14 protein-coding genes and 2 pseudogenes are annotated in these 18884 nt (G+C 63.4%); 11 read left to right on the plus strand and 5 right to left on the minus strand.

Features of this window, described 5'->3' with window-relative positions; genetic code table 11:
- The first annotated feature begins 424 nt into the window (after positions 1 to 424).
- The 6 genes from AC0L3B_RS26435 to AC0L3B_RS26460 all read left to right on the plus strand — a co-directional run bounded on the left by AC0L3B_RS26435 (position 425) and on the right by AC0L3B_RS26460 (position 6267).
- Positions 425 to 1615, plus strand: coding sequence for an ABC transporter substrate-binding protein (locus AC0L3B_RS26435; protein WP_456653845.1), 1191 nt, complete (start codon positions 425 to 427; stop codon positions 1613 to 1615).
- A 146-nt stretch (positions 1616 to 1761) separates the two neighbouring features.
- Positions 1762 to 2631 (plus strand): branched-chain amino acid ABC transporter permease, encoded by an 870-nt coding sequence (locus AC0L3B_RS26440; RefSeq protein WP_007601971.1) that lies wholly within the window; start codon positions 1762 to 1764, stop codon positions 2629 to 2631.
- 8 nt (positions 2632 to 2639) lie between these two features.
- Positions 2640 to 3668, plus strand: coding sequence for a branched-chain amino acid ABC transporter permease (locus AC0L3B_RS26445; RefSeq protein WP_085348722.1), 1029 nt, complete (start codon positions 2640 to 2642; stop codon positions 3666 to 3668).
- Positions 3665 to 4420, plus strand: a complete 756-nt coding sequence (locus tag AC0L3B_RS26450) for an ABC transporter ATP-binding protein (protein WP_085394522.1) — start codon at positions 3665 to 3667, stop codon at positions 4418 to 4420. Before AC0L3B_RS26445 ends, AC0L3B_RS26450 begins: the two co-directional genes overlap by 4 nt.
- Positions 4413 to 5129, plus strand: a complete 717-nt coding sequence (locus AC0L3B_RS26455; RefSeq protein ID WP_247361668.1) for an ABC transporter ATP-binding protein — start codon at positions 4413 to 4415, stop codon at positions 5127 to 5129. Before AC0L3B_RS26450 ends, AC0L3B_RS26455 begins: the two co-directional genes overlap by 8 nt.
- Positions 5130 to 5148: 19 nt before the next feature.
- Positions 5149 to 6267, plus strand: a complete 1119-nt coding sequence (locus AC0L3B_RS26460; protein ID WP_473381358.1) for a cobalamin-independent methionine synthase II family protein — start codon at positions 5149 to 5151, stop codon at positions 6265 to 6267.
- A gap of 94 nt (positions 6268 to 6361) precedes the next feature.
- Here AC0L3B_RS26460 and AC0L3B_RS26465 read toward each other — a convergent pair whose 3' ends face one another.
- The 3 genes from AC0L3B_RS26465 to AC0L3B_RS26475 all read right to left on the minus strand — a co-directional run bounded on the left by AC0L3B_RS26465 (position 6362) and on the right by AC0L3B_RS26475 (position 9703).
- Entirely contained in the window at positions 6362 to 7447 is a 1086-nt protein-coding gene (locus tag AC0L3B_RS26465; protein WP_473381359.1) for an acyltransferase family protein, read from the minus strand.
- A gap of 18 nt (positions 7448 to 7465) precedes the next feature.
- Positions 7466 to 7714, minus strand: coding sequence for a hypothetical protein (locus AC0L3B_RS26470; RefSeq protein ID WP_473381360.1), 249 nt, complete (start codon positions 7712 to 7714; stop codon positions 7466 to 7468).
- Between the two features lie 273 nt (positions 7715 to 7987).
- The gene (locus AC0L3B_RS26475; protein ID WP_473381361.1) at positions 7988 to 9703 is read right to left on the minus strand and encodes a caspase family protein; all 1716 of its coding nucleotides are present in this window, start codon (positions 9701 to 9703) and stop codon (positions 7988 to 7990) included.
- 172 nt (positions 9704 to 9875) lie between these two features.
- Between AC0L3B_RS26475 and AC0L3B_RS26480 the strand changes: the two genes are divergently transcribed.
- The 4 genes and pseudogenes from AC0L3B_RS26480 (at position 9876) to AC0L3B_RS26495 (ending at position 15650) form a co-directional block, all read left to right on the plus strand.
- Complete coding sequence (locus AC0L3B_RS26480; protein WP_018457294.1) at positions 9876 to 11231, plus strand: hypothetical protein; 1356 nt, start codon at positions 9876 to 9878, stop codon at positions 11229 to 11231.
- A gap of 60 nt (positions 11232 to 11291) precedes the next feature.
- A complete protein-coding gene (metK, locus tag AC0L3B_RS26485; protein WP_247290184.1) occupies positions 11292 to 12488 on the plus strand; it encodes a methionine adenosyltransferase in 1197 nt (398 codons plus the stop codon).
- Between the two features lie 126 nt (positions 12489 to 12614).
- Positions 12615 to 14036 carry an adenosylhomocysteinase gene (ahcY, locus tag AC0L3B_RS26490; RefSeq protein ID WP_007601979.1) on the plus strand — a complete coding sequence of 474 codons (1422 nt, stop codon included), beginning with the start codon at positions 12615 to 12617 and terminating at the stop codon, positions 14034 to 14036.
- Positions 14037 to 14193: 157 nt separating this feature from the next.
- A pseudogene (locus tag AC0L3B_RS26495) lies at positions 14194 to 15650 on the plus strand (flavin-containing monooxygenase).
- A 19-nt stretch (positions 15651 to 15669) separates the two neighbouring features.
- Here AC0L3B_RS26495 and AC0L3B_RS26500 read toward each other — a convergent pair.
- Both AC0L3B_RS26500 and AC0L3B_RS26505 read right to left on the minus strand, forming a co-directional pair.
- Positions 15670 to 16905: a YbfB/YjiJ family MFS transporter gene (locus AC0L3B_RS26500; RefSeq protein ID WP_473381362.1), complete on the minus strand. Its 1236-nt coding sequence runs from the start codon at positions 16903 to 16905 to the stop codon at positions 15670 to 15672.
- Between the two features lie 29 nt (positions 16906 to 16934).
- Positions 16935 to 17645: an SDR family NAD(P)-dependent oxidoreductase gene (locus AC0L3B_RS26505; protein ID WP_085394527.1), complete on the minus strand. Its 711-nt coding sequence runs from the start codon at positions 17643 to 17645 to the stop codon at positions 16935 to 16937.
- 213 nt (positions 17646 to 17858) lie between these two features.
- On the opposite strand from AC0L3B_RS26505, the pseudogene AC0L3B_RS26510 reads away from it, so the two are divergent.
- Positions 17859 to 18781, plus strand: a pseudogene (locus tag AC0L3B_RS26510) (LysR family transcriptional regulator).
- Positions 18782 to 18884 lie beyond the last annotated feature (103 nt).

Raw genomic sequence — 18884 nt, forward strand, 5'->3', positions numbered from 1 at the left:
TTGGATACCGGAGTGTACCGACCCAAGCCTTGCCGATGTTGAAATTCTGCAAACAAAAGACGAAATCCTCCATCCACCCGGCTGGGAGCGTTTCTAGACTGCGGCAAGGGTTCGCGACAAAGTGGCTTGATCAGCAAAGAGGCTTTTTCGTTGACAGGTCCAGTTCATTTGTACAATCGTACAAATGAAAGCGAGCGCAATCATGATGCCGGCGGTACCCGGACGTGACCCGATATCGCTTCTGCCGTCGGCAATCGGAACGCTCGGCTTGCGCCGAATGGTCGCCAAACGTCCGATTGACAATAAGGGCGCGAAAGACGCCATGTTGCGCGCGACATCACGCGTGCGTGAGCTAGACTTAAGGAAAGGATCGGGCACTCGGTCCGGCGCACAAGAGATCAGGAATGAAGGGGAGGGACATCTGATGTTCGAACGTAAAAAACCGTCTCATAAGGCCGCTTGGGCCGCAGCAGCTGCCGCCATCGCGGGCCTCGTGGCCGTCGCTCCGGCCAAGGCCGAGGACAGCGTCAAGATCGGCCTGATCCTGCCGATGACCGGCGGCCAGGCCTCGACCGGCAAGCAGATCGAGAACGCGATCAAGCTCTACATGCAGCAGAAGGGCGACACCGTCGCCGGCAAGAAAATCGAGATCATCCTCAAGGACGATGCTGCGATTCCCGACAAGACCAAGACCGCCGCGCAGGAGCTGATCGTCAACGACAAGGTCCATTTCATCGCCGGCTTCGGCGTGACGCCGGCCGCGCTCGCGGCGGCGCCGCTGGCTACGCAAGCCAAGATTCCGGAAGTCGTGATGGCAGCCGGCACCTCCATCATCACCGAGCGCTCGCCCTATATCGTGCGCACCAGCTTCACGCTGGCGCAGTCCTCCACCATCATCGCCGACTGGGCGGTGAAAAACGGCATCAAGAAGGTGGCGACGCTGACCTCGGACTACGCGCCGGGTAATGACGCGCTCAACTTCTTCAAGCAGAACTTCACCGCCGGTGGCGGCGAGGTGGTCGAAGAGGTCAAAACGCCGCTTGCAAATCCTGATTTCGCACCGTTCCTCCAGCGTATGAAGGATGCCAAGCCTGACGCGATCTTCGTGTTCGTGCCGGCCGGCCAGGGCGGTAACTTCATGAAGCAGTACGCTGAACGCGGGCTCGACAAGGCCGGCATCAAGGTGATCGGACCGGGCGACGTGACCGACGACGATCTCCTCAACAACATGGGCGACGCCGTGCTGGGCACGGTCACCGCTCACCTCTATTCCGCGGCGCATCCCTCGCAGATGAACAGGGATTTCGTCGCGGCCTACAAGAAGGCCTACGGAAACCGGCCGGGCTTCATGGCGGTGAGCGGCTATGACGGCATTCACCTGATCTACGAAGCGCTGAAGAAGACGAACGGCGACACCGACGGCACCAAGCTGGTCGAAGCGATGAAGGGCCAGAAGTGGGAGAGCCCGCGCGGCCCGATCTCGATCGACCCCGAAACCCGCGACATCGTGCAGAACATCTACATCCGGAAGGTCGAGAAGGTCGACGGCGAGCTCTACAACGTCGAGTTCGCGACCTTCGAGGCCGTCAAGGATCTCGGCAAGACCAAGAAGTGACTCGCGTCGTTCCGGGGCTCGCCTCCGTGTCTGCGTCATGCCCGGGCTTGTCCCGGGCATCCACGCAAAGCCGGGAAAAGAAACACCAGACAGAACGTGGATGGCCGGGACAAGCCCGGCCATGACGATAACGCCAAGCTGAGACGATGACCTCAATCCTCACCAACCTGTTCGATGGCGTTGCCTACGGCATGCTGCTGTTCGTGCTGGCTTGCGGGCTCGCGGTCACGCTCGGCTTGATGAATTTCGTCAACCTCGCCCATGGCGCCTTCGCCATGGCCGGCGGCTATGTCTGCATGGTGCTGGTCAACCGGATGGGCTGGCCATTTTTCGCTGCGTTGCCGCTAGCCTTCGTCTCCTCCGCTGCGATCGGCATCGTGCTCGAGCGCACGCTGTACCGACACCTCTATGCGCGCAGCCATCTCGACCAGGTGCTGTTCACGATCGGCCTCACGTTCATGTCGGTCGCGGCCGTCGACTACATCCAGGGCTCGTCGCGCGTCTTTATCAACTTGCCGGCGGCGCTACAGGGCCAGTTCGACCTGTTCGGCGTCGGCATCGGCCGCTACCGGCTGATGATCATCGTGATCTGCGGGCTGCTCACCATCGGTCTCCAGATGGTGCTGGCGAAGACGCGGTTCGGCAGCCGCCTGCGCGCCGCGGTCGACGATCCCCGCGCCGCGAGCGGCCTCGGCATCAACGTGCCGCAGGTGTTCGCCTTCACATTTGCTTTTGGCTGCGGCCTGGCCGGTCTCGGCGGCGCGCTGAGCGCCGAGATCCTCGGCCTCGACCCGTATTTTCCGCTGAAGTTCATGATCTACTTCCTGATCGTGGTCACCGTCGGCGGCTCGTCCTCCATCACCGGCCCGTTTCTGGCCTCGCTGCTGCTCGGCATCGGCGACGTTGCCGGCAAATATTACGTGCCGAAGATGGGACCTTTCGTGATCTACACCATGATGATCGTGATCCTGATCTGGCGCCCGAACGGTCTGTTCGGCCGCACGGCCGCGCGTTGAGTTCGCCGATGAGCGCCTCCTCCGACGTCGGCTATCACGCCCAGCGCCAGGCACGCTGGCACTATGGCGAGGCCGCTTTCTGGCTGATCGTGCTGGCCTGCGGCTTCGTATTTCCCTCGCGCTACTTGATCATGACGGATATCCTGCGGCTCGCGCTGTTTGCGATGTCGCTCGATCTGATCCTCGGCTACGCGGGCATCGTCTCGCTCGGCCATGCCGCCTTCTTCGGCGTCGGCGCGTACGCGGCGGGGCTTCTTGCGCTGCACGGGATCATCAACGAGCCCGTGCTTGCGCTTGTCGTCGCCGGCGTTGTCGCGATGGTGCTCGGCTTCGCTACCAGTTTCCTCGTGATCCGCGGCGTCGATCTGACGCGACTGATGGTGACGCTCGGCATCGCCTTGCTGCTTGAGGCATTGGCCGAACGCTTCTCCAACATCACCGGCGGCACCGACGGTCTGCAGGGTATCGAGATGCAGCCGATCTTCGGTGAGATTCCGTTCGACATGTTCGGCAAGACCGGCTTCTTCTATTCGCTCACCGTTCTGTTCCTGTTGTTCCTGTTCGCCCGCCGGGTCGTGCATTCCCCGTTCGGGCTGTCATTGCGCGCGATCAAGAACAATCCGCTGCGCGCGGCCGCGATCGGCATCCCCGTCAACCGCCGCTTGATTGCGATCTACACGCTCGCGGCGTTCTATGCCGGCATCGCAGGCGCGCTGTTCACCCAGACTACCGCGATCGCCTCGCTCGATGTGTTCGCCTTCGAGCGCTCGGCGGACCTGATGCTTGTGCTCGTGATCGGCGGCACCGGCTATCTCTACGGCGGGCTGATTGGCGCGGTGCTGTTTCGCATGCTGCAGGAATTGTTCTCGACCATCACTCCGCAATACTGGCAGTTCTGGATCGGCCTCGTGCTGGTCGTGATCGTCCTGGTCGGCCGCCAGCGCCTGCATCGCTGGATGCTGTATGTGCCCAATCTGGTCATCAGGCAGATAGCGGGGCGCAAGGCCGTCGTCGCCGTGCCGGAGAGCGACGCATGACCATCGTGCTCGAAACCCAGAATCTCGAAAAGCAGTTCGGCGGTCTGCGCGTCACCCGCGACTTGTCGCTAAAAATCGAACAAGGCGCCCGCCACGCGCTGATCGGCCCCAACGGCGCCGGCAAGACCACGGTGATCAACCAGCTCACCGGCGTGCTCAAGCCGAACTCGGGCCGCATCCTGCTCGAAGGCCAGGACGTCACGGATCTGCCCGTGCACAAGCGCGTGTTGCGCGGCTTGTCGCGCACCTTCCAGATCAACCAGCTCTATCCCGACCTGACTCCGCTCGAGACCATCGGTCTCGCTGTCTCCGAGCGCCTCGGCCATGGCGGCGACTGGTGGCGGCGGATGGGCACGCGCAGCGACGTCAACGGCGAGATCGCCGACCTCCTGACGCGCTTCCACCTGCTCGACGTCATGAACGAACAGACGGTGACGCTGCCTTACGGCAAGCAGCGCCTGCTCGAGATCGCGGTCGCGATCGCCGCCAAGCCGCGCGTGCTGCTGCTGGACGAGCCCGCCGCCGGCGTGCCCGAGAGCGAGCGCCACGACATTCTCGCCGTCGTCGGCAGCCTGCCGCGCGACGTTACCGTGCTACTGATCGAGCACGACATGGACCTCGTGTTCTCCTTCGCCGACCGCATCTCTGTCCTGGTCTCCGGCGCGCTGCTCACCGAAGGCCCGCCCGAGCAGGTCGCGCGCGACCCGCAGGTCAAGGCGGTCTATCTCGGCGAGGAGGCGGTCAATGTCTGACCTGCTCGCGATCGACTCGCTTCGCGCCGGCTACGGCGAGGCCGTGGTGCTGCCGAACATGTCGCTGCGTCTCGCCGAAGGCCAGGTGCTGGCGCTGTTGGGGCGCAACGGTACCGGCAAGACCACGCTGATCAACTCGATCGTCGGCGTCACCCGTCGCTTCTCCGGAACTGTCAGGCTCGCCGGTACCGACGTCACGACCTTGCGGCCCGACCAACGGGCGCGCTCCGGGATCGGCTGGGTGCCGCAGGAGCGCAACATCTTCCGCTCGCTCACGGTGGAGGAGAACATGTCCGCAGTGGCCCAGCCCGGTCCCTGGACCGTCGAAAGGGTCTACGAGATGTTCCCGCGGCTGAAGGAGCGGCGGAGCAATTTTGGCAACCAGCTCTCCGGCGGTGAGCAGCAGATGCTGGCAATCGGCCGCGCGCTGACCCTCAATCCCAAAGTGCTTCTCCTGGACGAGCCGACCGAGGGCCTTGCCCCCATCATCGTCGAGGAGCTCTTGAAGGCGATCGGGACCATCACGCGGGCGGGCGGCATCTGCTCGATCATCGTCGAGCAGAATGCCCAAAAGATTCTGGGGCTGGCCGACCGTGTTGTGATATTGGAGCGCGGAACGATCGTCCACGACGCCCCGAGCGCCGCGCTGAAGGCCGACCCGTCGGTCCTCGAGCGCCACCTCGGCGTTGCAGGGGCGGCGGCCCACTAAAAATAACTGGGAGTAAGAAATGCAGCGAACCAAAGCCCCCTTCCGCGCCGACGAGGTCGGCAGCCTCTTGCGTCCCGCCAAGATCAAGGAAGCCCGCGCCAGGCTGGAGAAGGGCGAGATCTCGGCCGACGATCTGCGCAAGATCGAGGATTTGGAGATCGAGAAGGTCGTGCATAAGCAGGCTTCGCTCGGCCTGAAGCTCGCAACCGACGGCGAATTCCGCCGCTCCTGGTGGCATTTCGACTTCCTGGCCAAGCTCACCGGCTGTGAAATGTTTCACCCCGACACCGGCATCCAGTTTGCGGGCGTCGAGACCCGGCACGACGCGGTGCGCGTGATCGGCAAGCTCGATTTCCCCGATGACCACCCGATGCTGGATCACTTCCGCTTCCTGAAGAAGGCTGCCGACCAGGCTCACGTCACCGCCAAGATGACGATCCCGTCGCCGGCGGTGCTGCACTTCCGTGGCGGCCGCAAGGCGATCTCCAAGGACGTCTATCCCGATCTCGATGCCTTCTACGAAGACCTCGGCAAGACCTACCGCAAGGCCGTGAAGGCGTTCTACGACGCCGGCTGCCGCTATCTCCAGTTCGACGACACCGTGTGGGCCTATCTCTGCTCGCCGGACGAATTGCAGAAGGCGCGCGAGCGGGGCGACAATCCCGAGGGTCTCCAGCAGATCTATGCGCGCGTCATCAACTACGCGCTGGCCGAGAAGCCCGCCGACATGGTGGTGACGACGCATGTCTGCCGCGGAAATTTCCGTTCGACCTGGATTTCTTCAGGCGGCTACGAGCCGGTTGCCGAGACCATGCTCGCCGGCACCAATTACGACGGCTATTTCCTCGAATACGACAGCGACCGCGCCGGTGGTTTCGAGCCGCTGCGCTTCCTGCCCAAGGGCAACAAGGTCGTCGTGGTCGGCGTCATCACCTCGAAGTTCGGTGAGCTCGAGAACAAGGACGCGATCAAGCGGCGTCTCGAGGAAGCCGCCAAGTTCGCCCCGCTGGAGCAGCTCGCGCTCTCCCCGCAATGCGGCTTTGCCTCAACCGAGGAAGGCAACATCCTCTCGGAGGAGGAGCAGTGGGCCAAGCTCAGCCTCGCGGTCGAGATTGCGAAGGAAGTGTGGGGGCAGTGATCGGGTGCAGCCGCGTCTTTGCGTAAGCGAGACGCGTTGTGTCAAAGCTGCTCGATCCGCGACATCAGAGCGGGGCCGGACTTGTCCGCCCCGCTTATTTTTTGCGTCGAAGGGTACTGCGGATCAGGCGCTGCGCCGGCGCCTCGAACCAGCGATAGGTAAGGTGCGAGGCCACGAGTGTCGGCAGCACGAAGGCCACCCAGAACAGATGGTCGCCGTAGGGAATCGGTCGCTGCATGGCCACGCAGGCGAGTGCGATGGCGAGCTGAATCGGGAAGTGCAGAAGATAGCAGGAGTAGGTCATATTGCCGGCCATCTCGAGTAGTGCCTGCACCCGCCGCGGCAAGGTGAGTTGGCCGGAACAGCAGAACAGCAGGATCGGTGTATAGATCAGCAGCAGCGGTCCGGCGGCCGGGGCGAGCTCGATGCCCGCCAGCCAGATCGCCGCCGGGACTGCGATGGCGGCGAACGCGGCCGTTGCTTCCGATATCCGCCGATGCCCGGAATCGACGACGGCCTGCCGGGCCATGGCGGCAAGTCCGCCTGCATAGAAGAAGGCGAGGCTGGTCCCGACCTGCGTTCCGATCGTGATCGAGGCAAGGATCACGACCAAATTGAACAGCGGCGATGCCGTTACAAAGCGCAACGCCATGAAAAAGGTCGCATAGTCCATAATCTCGACTGAGACCGACCAGATGGGCCCGTTGAAGCTTTCGCTGCGCGGCGGCAGCCAGTCGCTCGCCATGAAGAGCTGTGCGAGGAAGTGCGGGAGATCGTTGTTCGGATAGACGAAGTAGACTCCATGCTGGGCGAAATAGACCGGTTGCAGCACCGCGACCAGCAGCAACGTTGCGATATGGAGCGGATAGAGGCGCGACAGCCGGTTCACGAAGAAGCTTCGGCCGTCGACCGTGCGATCGGCGATAATGGTGCGATACTTCCAGAAGAATATGAAGCCCGAGATGCACCAGAAGAACCAGACGCCGTACTCGCCGGCCTCATAGAAAGGGAACAGAACGCGGTAGAACGGCAGCTCGCTTCTGGTGAGCTTGACGGCGGGCTCGGCGACAAGGGCAAAGTGCTGATAGTGCCATAACAGCACGGCGAGGGTCGCAAGGAAGCGTAGGCCCTCCAATCCCAGGAGCTTCCGGGCCTCCGGCAGTGGCAATGTTTTCGGCATGATGAATACGGCCTTCGGCTACCTCGGCCGCATCATTGATCCCAGCATCTCGTGGACATCGTAGGTCATGACCGCGAGCAAGGCTGCGAGCGCGAGATAGGCGCCGCCATATTCGCGCTTGGTCTGGAGCGGGACACCGTAATAGGCGACGTTCTCGGGTGCATGCGGATCATATCGCCACGCGCCGAGGGCTGCGGGGCGGAGCGCCTTGTGAGAAAACCGGCTGTAATCCGAACACGACAAACAGGACGATGCCGGCGGCGGCAACGAATTTTCTCACAGAATTCCCCAGCAACCAGTCCACCGCCTGGTCGGTGGTGCAGTCATTATAAGATAACGATAGGCTATGGGAAAGAGCAGCCGCAGGTTGCGTTCGACTATCTCGCGCGCTGTTGTAATTTTGGCGCGTCGGCGCGGGATGTCAGCAGGATCAAAACCGCAACTTTGGCCGCAAGAGCCTCGCGATGTGCGGGACTGCTTGTTCCCGGATGCTACGCTCGCCAGGGTAAAGGCAGTTTGCCGGGACGATGCCAATTCGCATCATTTCTCCGCCAGATAGACCTCTCCCAGCAGCGACGAGTTCGACCACGGCACCTGCTTGCTCTTCGTGGTCGAAACCACCTCCGCCCGCACACGTGTCAGCATCTGCTGCACCTCGAGACCGGGCGTGCCGATGTGGCGGGAGAGGGCAGCGGAAAACGGCGAGTTGGCGCCTTCGCGGTCGAGAGCGACCTGGCCCGGCGCAGTGGCGAAAGCGATCAGCGTGCCGGCGCCGAGCATCGCGCCGGCGCCCAGGCTCGGTGGCGCTGCGAGGCCCGAGGCAGCTTCGATGGCGCGGTTGGTGCCGGCTGATGCGACCTGCTGTGCCATCGGATTATTGCGGCAGGCATTGAAGATCAAAATGTTGGTGCGGACCTGGTCGTCGAGGCCGACCATGATCGTGTCCATGTCGATCATCGCGTCCGTCATCCTCGCGCCCGGCTTGAGTTCGACGTCGACGGGAATGAGATAGTTGCGACCGTCGACCTGCACGCCGTGGCCCGCATAGTAGACTAATACGACCTGCGCCCGCGCCGCTTCCCGCAAGAAGTCACGCGTCATCTTCTGCATCGCCGCGCGGTCGAGATCGACGCCTTCTGATACCGTGAAGCCGATATCGCGCAAGGCCCTGGCAATGGCGCGCGCGTCATTGGGCGGATTGGGGAGCGCCTTGACATGCGAATAGGCGCCATTGCCGATGATCAGCGCCATGCGCGTGCCGCGCGCGGCCGGAGCAGGCGAGGGGGGCGGCGCGGCACCGGTCTGCTGGGGAGCCGGTGCCTTTGCCGGCTCGGTCGGTGACGGCGCATCGCGCGGGATCGGTGTGCTTGCGTCGGTGATCAGCGACAGCCGCACCTTTGCGGTGGCTTGATTGGCCTTGCTGCCGGCATCGGACGCCGCGATCGCCAGCGTCGCCTTGTAGTCGTCGCTCGCGTGCGCGTAATCCCCTTTCGCCTCATAGGCCAGCGCGCGATGGGTGTAGCCTGAGATCAGCACGCTGTTCGGCGGAGTCATGATGTTGACGGGCGGCTTCTCTTTCGCGAGCCGAAGCGCTTCGCTCCCGTCGGCAATCGCGCGATCGTAATCGCCTCTGACACGCCAGATCGCGGTCCGGTTGATCAGCGGCTGCGGCAGCGTCGGGTCGAGCCGGATCGCCTGGTTGATGTCGGTCAGCGCGCCGTCGAGATCGCCGAGCGCCTCCTTGGAGATGCCGCGGTTCTGGTACGAGAACGCCGACTTTGGATTGGCCTTAATCGACATGTCGTAGTCGGCGATCGCCTTGGCGTAATCGCCTTTGCCGCGCCAGGCATTACCGCGATTGTGGAAGATGGTTCCGTCAGGCGGGCCGAGCTTCAGCGCATCGTCGAAATCAGCGACCGCGATCTCGTACTCGCCTCTGTCGTAATACGCCGAGCCGCGTAGATTGTAGACTGCCTGGCTCGGCTGGAGCCGGATCGCTTCCGTGGCGTCAGTGATGACCTTGGCGTAATCGCCCTTCCTATTCCAGCCCACCGCGTGCCAGAAGTAGACCGTCGCGAGCTGCTCGCCTTTAAACACGTTCAGCGAAATGATCTTGCTGCAGGCGTCGATCATCTGGTCTGCCGGCATGGTGTCGGTGGTGCAGAGCGGCCCAAGCTGGTTGCGCGCCTGCGCAAAAGCTGGCGCCGACCACAGGGTTGCGGCGAGCAGGCAGAGCGCGACGAGCAGGCGACGCATTGGCGGTGGTCCCGTAGAGGAGAGGCGTCTGTTGGTTACCCGGCAGGGGAAGGTGGTTCACGGCTCCCTGTTGTACAAACGGCAAACAGGGGTGGCTCTATCGCTATTCCCTCGGTGGGCAGATTTTGCTAGGAGGCAGTACCCAGTCCCTCTGCCCACTGCGTCCCACTCCATGAAGAATGACGAAATCCTGAGCCAAATCACCGAGTTCTGCCGTAAGGCGGACATGGCGGAGTCGACGTTCGGCCGGCGCGCGGTGAACGATGGGAAGCTCGTGCACCGCTTGCGCGAGGGCAAACGCATCACGATCGATACCCTGGACCGGATCCAGGCCTACATGGCTGCATCGATGGCCGGCGGCGTGCCGCCGCCGCGGGGGCTTCAGGTGCCCCCGGAAAAGCGCGATCCGCGCGGCAATTTCCGCTTTTTCGAGAACCGGCAGAAATACCTGCTGTTCGTCCACACTTGCAGTGAGAAGCGGGTGGTCGCCGAGCGCGTGGCGCTGGAGCTTGCCAGCATCCATCCCCGGCCCCCGGCGCTGCGCGTGTTCGATGCCGGCGTTGGCGACGGCACGGTGCTGGCGCGCGTGCTGCGCTCGATGCACCAGCGCTTTCCGCACATGCCATTCTATGTCGCTGGCAAGGAGCTCAGTCTCGAGGACCTCCGCCTGACGCTGGACAAGGTGCCGGATCGCATTTTCGAGCACCCGGCCTCGGTGTTCGTTTTTACCAACATGCTCTACGCGGAGGCGCCCTGGCTCACGCCGGCATCGCCCGCGGCGGCCGCCGCGACCGTCTGGCACGAGGTTCCCCTGCGGGGTGCCTCCTCCGGTGAGTTCGAGACGCAAATCGCGGAGTTGAAGCCGTTTTTGGAGCAGAACTGGCGCGCAGCGGTCAGCCCGCGCACGGGGATGCCGCTCTATGAGCGGCCCGTCGTGCTGGTGCTCTACCGTGAAGATCAGCGTTTTCTGCTCGATTCGACCATTCCACGGCCGGGTCAGGCCGAGGCCAATTTCGACCTGGTTATCGCATCCCAGCCATACCGGGCGCTGTCCTCGGTCAATTTCAGGGCAAAACGGATCATAGCGCCCCTGGCGCGGGCCTTGCGGGCAGGCGGCCGCCTGATCGGTATTCACTCCCATGGCCAGGATCCGGGCATGGAGATGATCCAGGCGATCTGGCCCGGAGAAAATCCTTTCTCGGTGAGCCGTCATGAGCTATTGCGCGCGGTGAAGTACGAGCTCGGCTCGGTGGGCCGCGACTTAAATTTTAATGCTTATGCAGATAACCGCTCGATCTTCAGGTATGATATGGAAGCGCTGCCCAACGAGGTGACGGGCACCATCGGAACCTCGACGGCCTTTGCAGCCTGGAATGCGGCGGTGTATGTCGCTCAGATTGAGGACGACCGGTTGACGGAAATGACTCAAAACGGCCGCACTCTGGACGCCGCCAGGGACGTGCTGCGAAAGTACAATGGGCTCTGGTTTCTCGACGAATCCTACGTCATCTCGCGCCGGCGTGATTGACATCATTCAATGCTAAATATCGCAACGCCCGCCAGCTAGCGGCGGAACAAGGGGTTACTGATGCGCGCGTCCTATCTCTTCACCAGCGAGTCCGTGTCCGAAGGCCATCCGGACAAGGTGTGCGACCGGATCTCCGACGAGATCGTCGATCTGTTCTACCGCGAAGGACCGAAAGCCGGCATCGATCCCTGGCAAATTCGTGCCGCCTGCGAAACGCTCGCGACCACCAACAAGGTCGTGATCGCCGGCGAGACCCGCGGTCCCGCATCCGTGACCAACGAGCAGATCGAAGGTGTCGTGCGCGCCGCGATCAAGGACATTGGCTACGAGCAGGAAGGTTTCCACTGGCAGAAGGCCGATATCGAGATCCTGCTGCATCCGCAGTCGGCCGACATCGCGCAGGGCGTCGATGCGCTGCAGCCGGGCGAAGTCAAGGAAGAGGGCGCTGGCGACCAGGGCATCATGTTCGGCTACGCCACCAACGAGACGCCCGATCTGATGCCGGCGCCGATCTTCTACGCCCATAAGATCCTGCGCCTCATCTCGGAAGCGCGGCACTCCGGCCGCGAGAAGGTGTTGGGCCCGGACTCGAAGAGCCAGGTCACCGTGCAGTACGAGAACGGCAAGCCGGTCGGCGTGCGCGAGATCGTGGTGTCGCACCAGCATCTGGTCGAGGACATCTCGTCCAAGCAGATTCGCGACATCGTCGAGCCCTATGTGCGTGAGGCGCTGCCGAAGGATTGGATCACGGCGAAGACCATCTGGCACATCAACCCGACCGGCAAGTTCTACATCGGCGGTCCCGACGGCGATTCCGGCCTGACCGGCCGCAAGATCATCGTCGACACCTATGGTGGCGCGGCTCCGCATGGTGGCGGCGCGTTCTCCGGCAAGGATCCGACCAAGGTCGACCGCTCCGCGGCTTACGCTGCCCGCTATGTCGCCAAGAACATCGTCGCGGCCGGTCTTGCCGACCGCTGCACGCTGCAGCTCGCCTACGCCATCGGCGTGGCGCGTCCGCTGTCGATCTACATCGACACCCACGGCACCGGTAAGGTGTCGGAGGATCAGCTCGAGAAGGCCGCGGCCAAGGCGATGGATCTCACCCCGCGTGGCATCCGCAGCCATCTCGATCTCAACCGCCCGATCTACGCGCGCACCTCCGCCTATGGCCATTTCGGCCGTACTCCCGACAACGAGGGCGGCTTCTCCTGGGAGAAGACCGACCTCGTCGAAGCGCTCAAGCGCGCGGTCTGATCACCGACGACATTTCGGGGCGCCGCGACAGCGGCGAACCCGGAATTCCTAATCGATCGCATCGAGATTCCGGGCTCGCCCTCCAGGGTGACCCGGGATGACCAATTCAACAACAGGACGCCCGCAATGAACGCGAAGCCCGGCTTCACCGATTACATCGTCAAGGACATTTCGCTCGCCGATTTCGGCCGCAAGGAGCTCTCGCTCGCCGAGACCGAGATGCCCGGCTTGATGGCCACCCGCGAAGAGTACGGCCCGAAGCAGCCGCTGAAGGGCGCGCGTATCGCCGGCTCGCTGCACATGACGATCCAGACCGGCGTGCTGATCGAGACGCTGGCCGCGCTCGGCGCCGACATCCGCTGGGTCTCCTGCAACATCTATTCGACGCAGGACCACGCCGCGGCGGCGATCGCAGCCGCCGGCATTCCGGTGTTCGCCGTCAAGGGTGAGAGCCTTACCGAGTACTGGGACTACACCGCCAAGCTGTTCGACTGGCACGGCGGCGGTCACCCGAACATGATCCTCGACGACGGCGGCGACGCCACCATGTACGTCCATCTCGGCCTGCGCGCCGAGAACGGCGACACCAAGTTCCTGGACAAGCCGGGCTCGGAAGAAGAGGAAGTCTTCTTCGCGCTGCTGAAGAAGCAGCTCAAGGAGAAGCCGAAGGGCTACTTCGCCGAGATCGCCAAGAGCATCAAGGGCGTTTCCGAAGAGACCACCACGGGCGTGCATCGTCTCTATGACATGCAAAAGGCCGGCACGCTGCTATGGCCAGCCATCAACGTCAACGACAGCGTCACCAAGTCGAAGTTCGACAATCTCTACGGCTGCCGTGAATCGCTGGTCGACGGCATCCGCCGCGGCACCGACGTGATGATGTCCGGCAAGGTCGCGATGGTCGCGGGCTTCGGCGACGTCGGCAAGGGTTCGGCCGCCTCGCTGCGCCAGGCCGGCTGCCGCGTCATGGTCTCCGAAGTCGATCCGATCTGCGCGCTGCAGGCGGCGATGGAAGGCTATGAAGTCGTGACCATGGAAGACGCCGCGCCCCGAGCCGACATCTTCGTCACCGCGACCGGCAACAAGGACATCATCACGATCGAGCACATGCGCGCAATGAAGGATCGCGCCATCGTCTGCAACATCGGTCACTTCGACAACGAGATCCAGATCGCGGGTCTGCGTAACCTGAAATGGACCAACATCAAGCCGCAGGTCGACGAGATCGAGTTCCCCGACAAACACCGCATCATCATGCTGTCGGAAGGCCGCCTCGTGAACCTCGGCAACGCGATGGGCCATCCGTCCTTCGTGATGTCGGCCTCCTTCACCAACCAGACGCTGGCGCAGATCGAGCTTTTCGCCAACAACAAGGACGGCAAGTACAAGAAGGAAGTCTACGTGCTGCCGAAGTCGCTCGACGAAAAAGTCGCGCGCCTGCACCTCGCCAAGATCGGCGTCAAGCTCACCGAACTGCGCAAGGACCAGGCCGATTACATCGGTGTCAAACAGGAAGGTCCGTACAAGTCGGACCATTACCGCTACTGATCCGCTGATCGTATCTATTTTCGATGCAAAGCCCCGGAGCGATCCGGGGCTTTGTTGTCTTGAGCGTGACGCACGCGTCTCCCCGAGGTTGTGTCAGGCCGATGCCAGTTGACGAGCAATGATCCCGGTCAGACAATCCTTGGCAGTGGAGGAAACAATGGCTCAAGACCATTTCGACGTGCTGATCGTCGGTGCCGGCCTGTCCGGGATCGGCGCGGGCTATCATCTTCAGACCAAATGTCCGACCAAGAGCTACGTCATCCTTGAGGGACGCGACTGTATCGGCGGCACCTGGGACCTGTTTCGCTATCCCGGCGTCCGCTCCGACAGCGACATGTTCACGCTCGGCTATTCCTTCAAGCCCTGGACCGATCCGAAGGCGATCGCCGACGGCGCGCAAATTCTCAGCTACGTTCGCGAAACCGCAGCCGAGAACGGCATCGAGAAGCACATCCGCTTTCACCATCGGGTCAAGCGTGCGGCGTGGTCGACGAGTGAGGCGCGCTGGACCGTCGAGGCCGAGCGCATCACCGGCGAGGGCGCGGCACAAACCGTGCGCTTCACCTGCAATTTCCTGTTCATGTGTTCGGGCTACTACAAATACGAGGCGGGCTACACGCCGGAGTTTCCGGGGGTCGCGGATTTCGCCGGCCGCATCGTGCATCCGCAGAAATGGACCGACGACATCGACTGCGCGGGCAAGCGCGTCGTCGTGATTGGCTCGGGCGCGACCGCGGTGACGCTGGTGCCGGAGCTCGCCAAGACGGCCGCGCAGGTCACCATGCTGCAGCGCTCGCCGACCTATGTGGTGTCGCGCCCTGCACAGGATGCCGTCGCCAACAAATTGCGGCGCAATCTGCCGACGCGGCTTGCCTATCACCTGATCCGCTGGCGCAACGTGACGTGGCGGATGTTCTTCTTCCAGCTCAGTCGGCGCCGCCCTGCGAAGGTGAAGGAGCTGGTTCTCAAGGGCGTGCAGATGGCGCTCGGCCCCGACTACGACGTCGCGACCCATTTCACGCCGCGCTACAATCCGTGGGACCAGCGGCTCTGCCTGGTGCCGGATGGCGACCTGTTCAAGGCGATCCGCGAGCAGCGCGCCTCCGTAGTCACCAAAGAGATCGACACGTTCACGCACGATGGTATCCGCCTGAAGGACGGCAGCGCGCTTGCGGCGGACATCATCGTGACCGCGACGGGACTGGTGCTCCAGGTCGTCGGCAGTCTTGACATCAGTGTCGACGGCCGCGCCGTCGATTTCGCCAACACGCTGACCTACAAGGGCATGATGTATGCCGACGTGCCCAACATGGCTTCTGCGTTCGGCTACACCAACGCATCATGGACGCTGAAATGCGACCTCACTGCGAATATGTCTGTCGGCTCATCAACTACATGGACCGGCATTTCCGGCAGTGCATGCCACATAATGACGATCCCACGATCACGGCGCAGCCGTCGCTCGATTTCACCTCGGGCTATGTGCAGCGCTCGGTCGCAAAGATGCCGAAGCAAGGCTCGAAGCAGCCGTGGCGGCTCTACCAGAACTACGCGCTCGACATCGTCTCCTTGCGGTTCGGCCGGATCGACGACGGCGTGATGCAATATTCCTGATCGCGACGACCGCGGCGTTCTAAGCCTTGCGCGTGGCAAGCGGCAGGGCAAGATCAATCGCGAGTGCGAGCACCACGGCGCCGCCGCCCAGCGCGAACAAGACGAGATAATCGCCGCCGGTCTGTGCGTAGATCCAGGAGAAGCCGGAGGCCGCGGCCGCCTGGAACAGCGCAAAGCTGGTCGTGGCATGGCTCCATGTCATGCGCTGCTGCTCGGCAGAATGTGGGACCAGCTCATGGATGCGTCCGAGCACGAGCGGTACGATGCCAGGTGTGAAGCCGCCGACCACCACGCTCGATACGATTAGCGGGAGAGGCGCGGTACTGACGGTCGGGAGCAACACGGCGGCCGCTTCGATCACGAAGGCGGCGCGCAGCGCCAGTCCAAACCCAGCGCGGTCCCCGAGATGACCGGTGACCAGCGGGCCGACGATTGCGCCAAGGCCATAGAGCACCCAGTAGTGCGATCCCGCAACAATACCCTGGCCGAGGCCGCGCGCGACGAAATCGACGATGAAGACCATGTGCGGTACCAGCGCCACCGCGTTGAGGCCGTATTGGACGAGCAAGCCGCGAGCAGCGGGCGAAGCGTGCTTCGTCCGCTGCGATGACACGGTATCGGCCTTGGCCTCAGCGGGCCAGTTCCACCAGCTCATCAGCGTGAGCGTGCCCGCGAGCACGCCAAGACCATACCAACTCTGTTGCAAGCCTTGCTGCAGCAACAGCGGTACCAGCGTGCCGGATGCGGCGACACCGAGCCCGACGCCCGCAAAGATCACGCCGCCGAAGATGCCGCGCCTCGCCGCCGAGATCTGCGGCAGAATGACGGAGGCCGCCAGTACCATGATGATTCCGCCGGTGAGCCCCGACAGGAAGCGCCAGGCGAAGAACCAGGTGAACGACACCGGGGTCGAGCTGGCAAAAAAGGAGAGGGTCGCGAGCAACATCATCGCCCGCAAGCCGCGAACGGCGCCGATGCGCGCGGCCACGGTCCGCGCCGCGAGCGCGCCGGCAAGATAGCCGACCAGGTTCGCTGCACCGAGATAGACGACGTCGGACGGGTCGAACCATTTTGCGGCGATCAGGGCCGGGATGAGCGGCGTGTAGGAAAAGCGCGCGAGGCCAAGCCCGACCAGCGATGCGGACAATCCTGCTACCGCATATCGCCAGGTTTGCTGTGAGCAAGTCTGTGATGTCGAACCCGACCGCTGATGCGATCGGGGGTGGACTTGCTGCTTGGCATCTGCGTCTGTCATATCGTCCTCGTGCGCGAAGGCGCTAGCTTTCAGTGGCCGGCGCTCTGGCCGCCGTCGACATGCAGGATTTCGCCGGTGACGAAGGAGGCGCCCTCGAGATAGAGCACGGCATCGACGATGTCGGACATCTCGCCCATATGGCCGACGGGATGCAGCGCATCGAGCTGGGCGTGCGTCGCGACGGGATGCATCGGCGACTTGATGATGCCGGGCGACACCGCGTTCACGCGGATACCACGCTTGGCATATTCGATCGCCAGTGACTTCGTCGCGGCGCTCAACCCACCCTTGCTCAGCGAGGCCAGCACAGAGGGCACGTTCGAATTGGCCTGGTCGACCAGCGTCGTCGTGATCTGGACGACATGGCCGGACCCCTGCTTTTCCATCTCGGCGATGCCAAGCTGCGTGACGTGGAAGAAACCAGCGACGTTGGTGCCCATCACCGCTGCATAGTCCTCCGCCGTATACTGCGTGAACGGCTTTGCGACGAAGATACCGGCGTTGTTGACCAGCGTGTCGACGCGGCCGAAGCGGGCGACGGCTTGCGAGACCACGCGCTCGGCGGTCTTCCGGTCGGCGATGTCGCCGGCAATGGTGAGGACATCTTCATCGCCCGACGGCTTAATGGAGCGCGCCGTCGCGACGACGCGATAGTTGCGATCGCGAAAACCCTGGACCAGGGCGGCACCGATGCCCTGCGAAGCACCGGTGATGATGGCAACCTTCTGTTCGATACCCATGATGGGCTCCTGTTGTTGGCTTTCAGAACTGCGCCAGCAGCGGCTGGCTTAGTCGATGAGGTACGCCGCAGCGGGCCGGCTGCGAATACGCGCTGTCCGGCAGACACTCTTTCGCAGCGCGAACGAATGCCGGACCGGCTCCCGGCGGTGGTTGTCGCAGCGGGAGCGAACGCCTAGCTTGCAGTCGGAGCTCGATGGGCTGGCGGGAAACCTATGGATCGTCTGGATGCGATGAAGGTGTTTGTCCTTGCGGTGGACGAGGGCAGCCTCGCCGCCGCCGGCCGCAAGCTTGGCCGTTCGCCGGCGGCGGTGAGCCGCGCCATTGCTTTCCTGGAGCAGCGGGTCGGTGCCGAGCTGCCGCACAGGACCACACGCTCCATCAAGCTGAGCGAGGAGGGCGAGCGCTATGTCGCGGTCTGTCGCCGCGTGCTCACCGAGTTGGAGGAGGCCGACGACATCGCGGCCGGGCCGCGCACGGCGCCCCGCGGCTTGCTCACGATCACTGCGCCCGTGGTGTCGGGTGAGATGGTGCTGCGGCCGATCCTCGATGCGTTTCTCGACGCCTATCCGACCGTCTCGGCAAAACTCCTGTTGTTCGATCGCGCCGTCAATCTGATCGAGGAGGGGGTCGACGTCGCGCTTCGCATCGGTCATCTCGCGGATTCGGCAATGGTCGCGATGCGAGTCGGTGAGATCAGCCGCGTCGTGGTAGCATCACCGCGCTATCTGAAGCAGCATCCGCGCATTACCGAGCCCGGCGACCTCGCCAAGCACCAGATCGTCGCGATGGCGCACCTTCCCAATTCCTGGACCTTTGCACCGCAGGCCGGTTCGTCGGCCGCCCGCACGGTGCAGTTCACGCCGCGGCTCGTCGTCAACAGCACCTATGCGGCGGTGGCTCGACCGTCGCCGGCCGCGGTGTGGCGCGAATGTATTCGTACCAGGTAGGTGAGCAGGTTGGGCGCGGCGAACTCGAGATCGTCCTGGCCGGCCACGAGGATCCCGAGATGCCCGCGCATTTGATCTGTCCGCAGGGCCGGCTCTCGGTACCGAAGGTGCGGACCTTCACGGACTTTGCGGTGCCGCGGCTGAGGAAACAGTTTGCTCGGCTCAAGAACGGCATCACTGCCCGGTGAGCCGCTGCGGGCACGGGCAATGCGTTGTTTTGCGTATACGGCGGGTCGGGTGAATCGGCCATGTTGCCCGAACGGTTAACGCCGGATTAACCGCGGAGTCCTA

This window comes from Bradyrhizobium sp. Kon56 (genome assembly GCF_055807635.1).

Coding starts and splice junctions, on each gene's coding strand:
- AC0L3B_RS26500 (WP_473381362.1), bottom strand. CDS start 16,905: ATGACAGACGCAGATGCCAAGCAGCAAGTCCACCCCCGATCGCATCAG.
- AC0L3B_RS26450 (WP_085394522.1), top strand. CDS start 3,665: ATGACCATCGTGCTCGAAACCCAGAATCTCGAAAAGCAGTTCGGCGGT.
- AC0L3B_RS26480 (WP_018457294.1), top strand. CDS start 9,876: ATGAAGAATGACGAAATCCTGAGCCAAATCACCGAGTTCTGCCGTAAG.
- metK (WP_247290184.1), top strand. CDS start 11,292: ATGCGCGCGTCCTATCTCTTCACCAGCGAGTCCGTGTCCGAAGGCCAT.
- AC0L3B_RS26435 (WP_456653845.1), top strand. CDS start 425: ATGTTCGAACGTAAAAAACCGTCTCATAAGGCCGCTTGGGCCGCAGCA.
- AC0L3B_RS26455 (WP_247361668.1), top strand. CDS start 4,413: ATGTCTGACCTGCTCGCGATCGACTCGCTTCGCGCCGGCTACGGCGAG.
- AC0L3B_RS26465 (WP_473381359.1), bottom strand. CDS start 7,447: ATGCCGAAAACATTGCCACTGCCGGAGGCCCGGAAGCTCCTGGGATTG.
- AC0L3B_RS26445 (WP_085348722.1), top strand. CDS start 2,640: ATGAGCGCCTCCTCCGACGTCGGCTATCACGCCCAGCGCCAGGCACGC.
- AC0L3B_RS26440 (WP_007601971.1), top strand. CDS start 1,762: ATGACCTCAATCCTCACCAACCTGTTCGATGGCGTTGCCTACGGCATG.
- ahcY (WP_007601979.1), top strand. CDS start 12,615: ATGAACGCGAAGCCCGGCTTCACCGATTACATCGTCAAGGACATTTCG.
- AC0L3B_RS26460 (WP_473381358.1), top strand. CDS start 5,149: ATGCAGCGAACCAAAGCCCCCTTCCGCGCCGACGAGGTCGGCAGCCTC.
- AC0L3B_RS26505 (WP_085394527.1), bottom strand. CDS start 17,645: ATGGGTATCGAACAGAAGGTTGCCATCATCACCGGTGCTTCGCAGGGC.
- AC0L3B_RS26475 (WP_473381361.1), bottom strand. CDS start 9,703: ATGCGTCGCCTGCTCGTCGCGCTCTGCCTGCTCGCCGCAACCCTGTGG.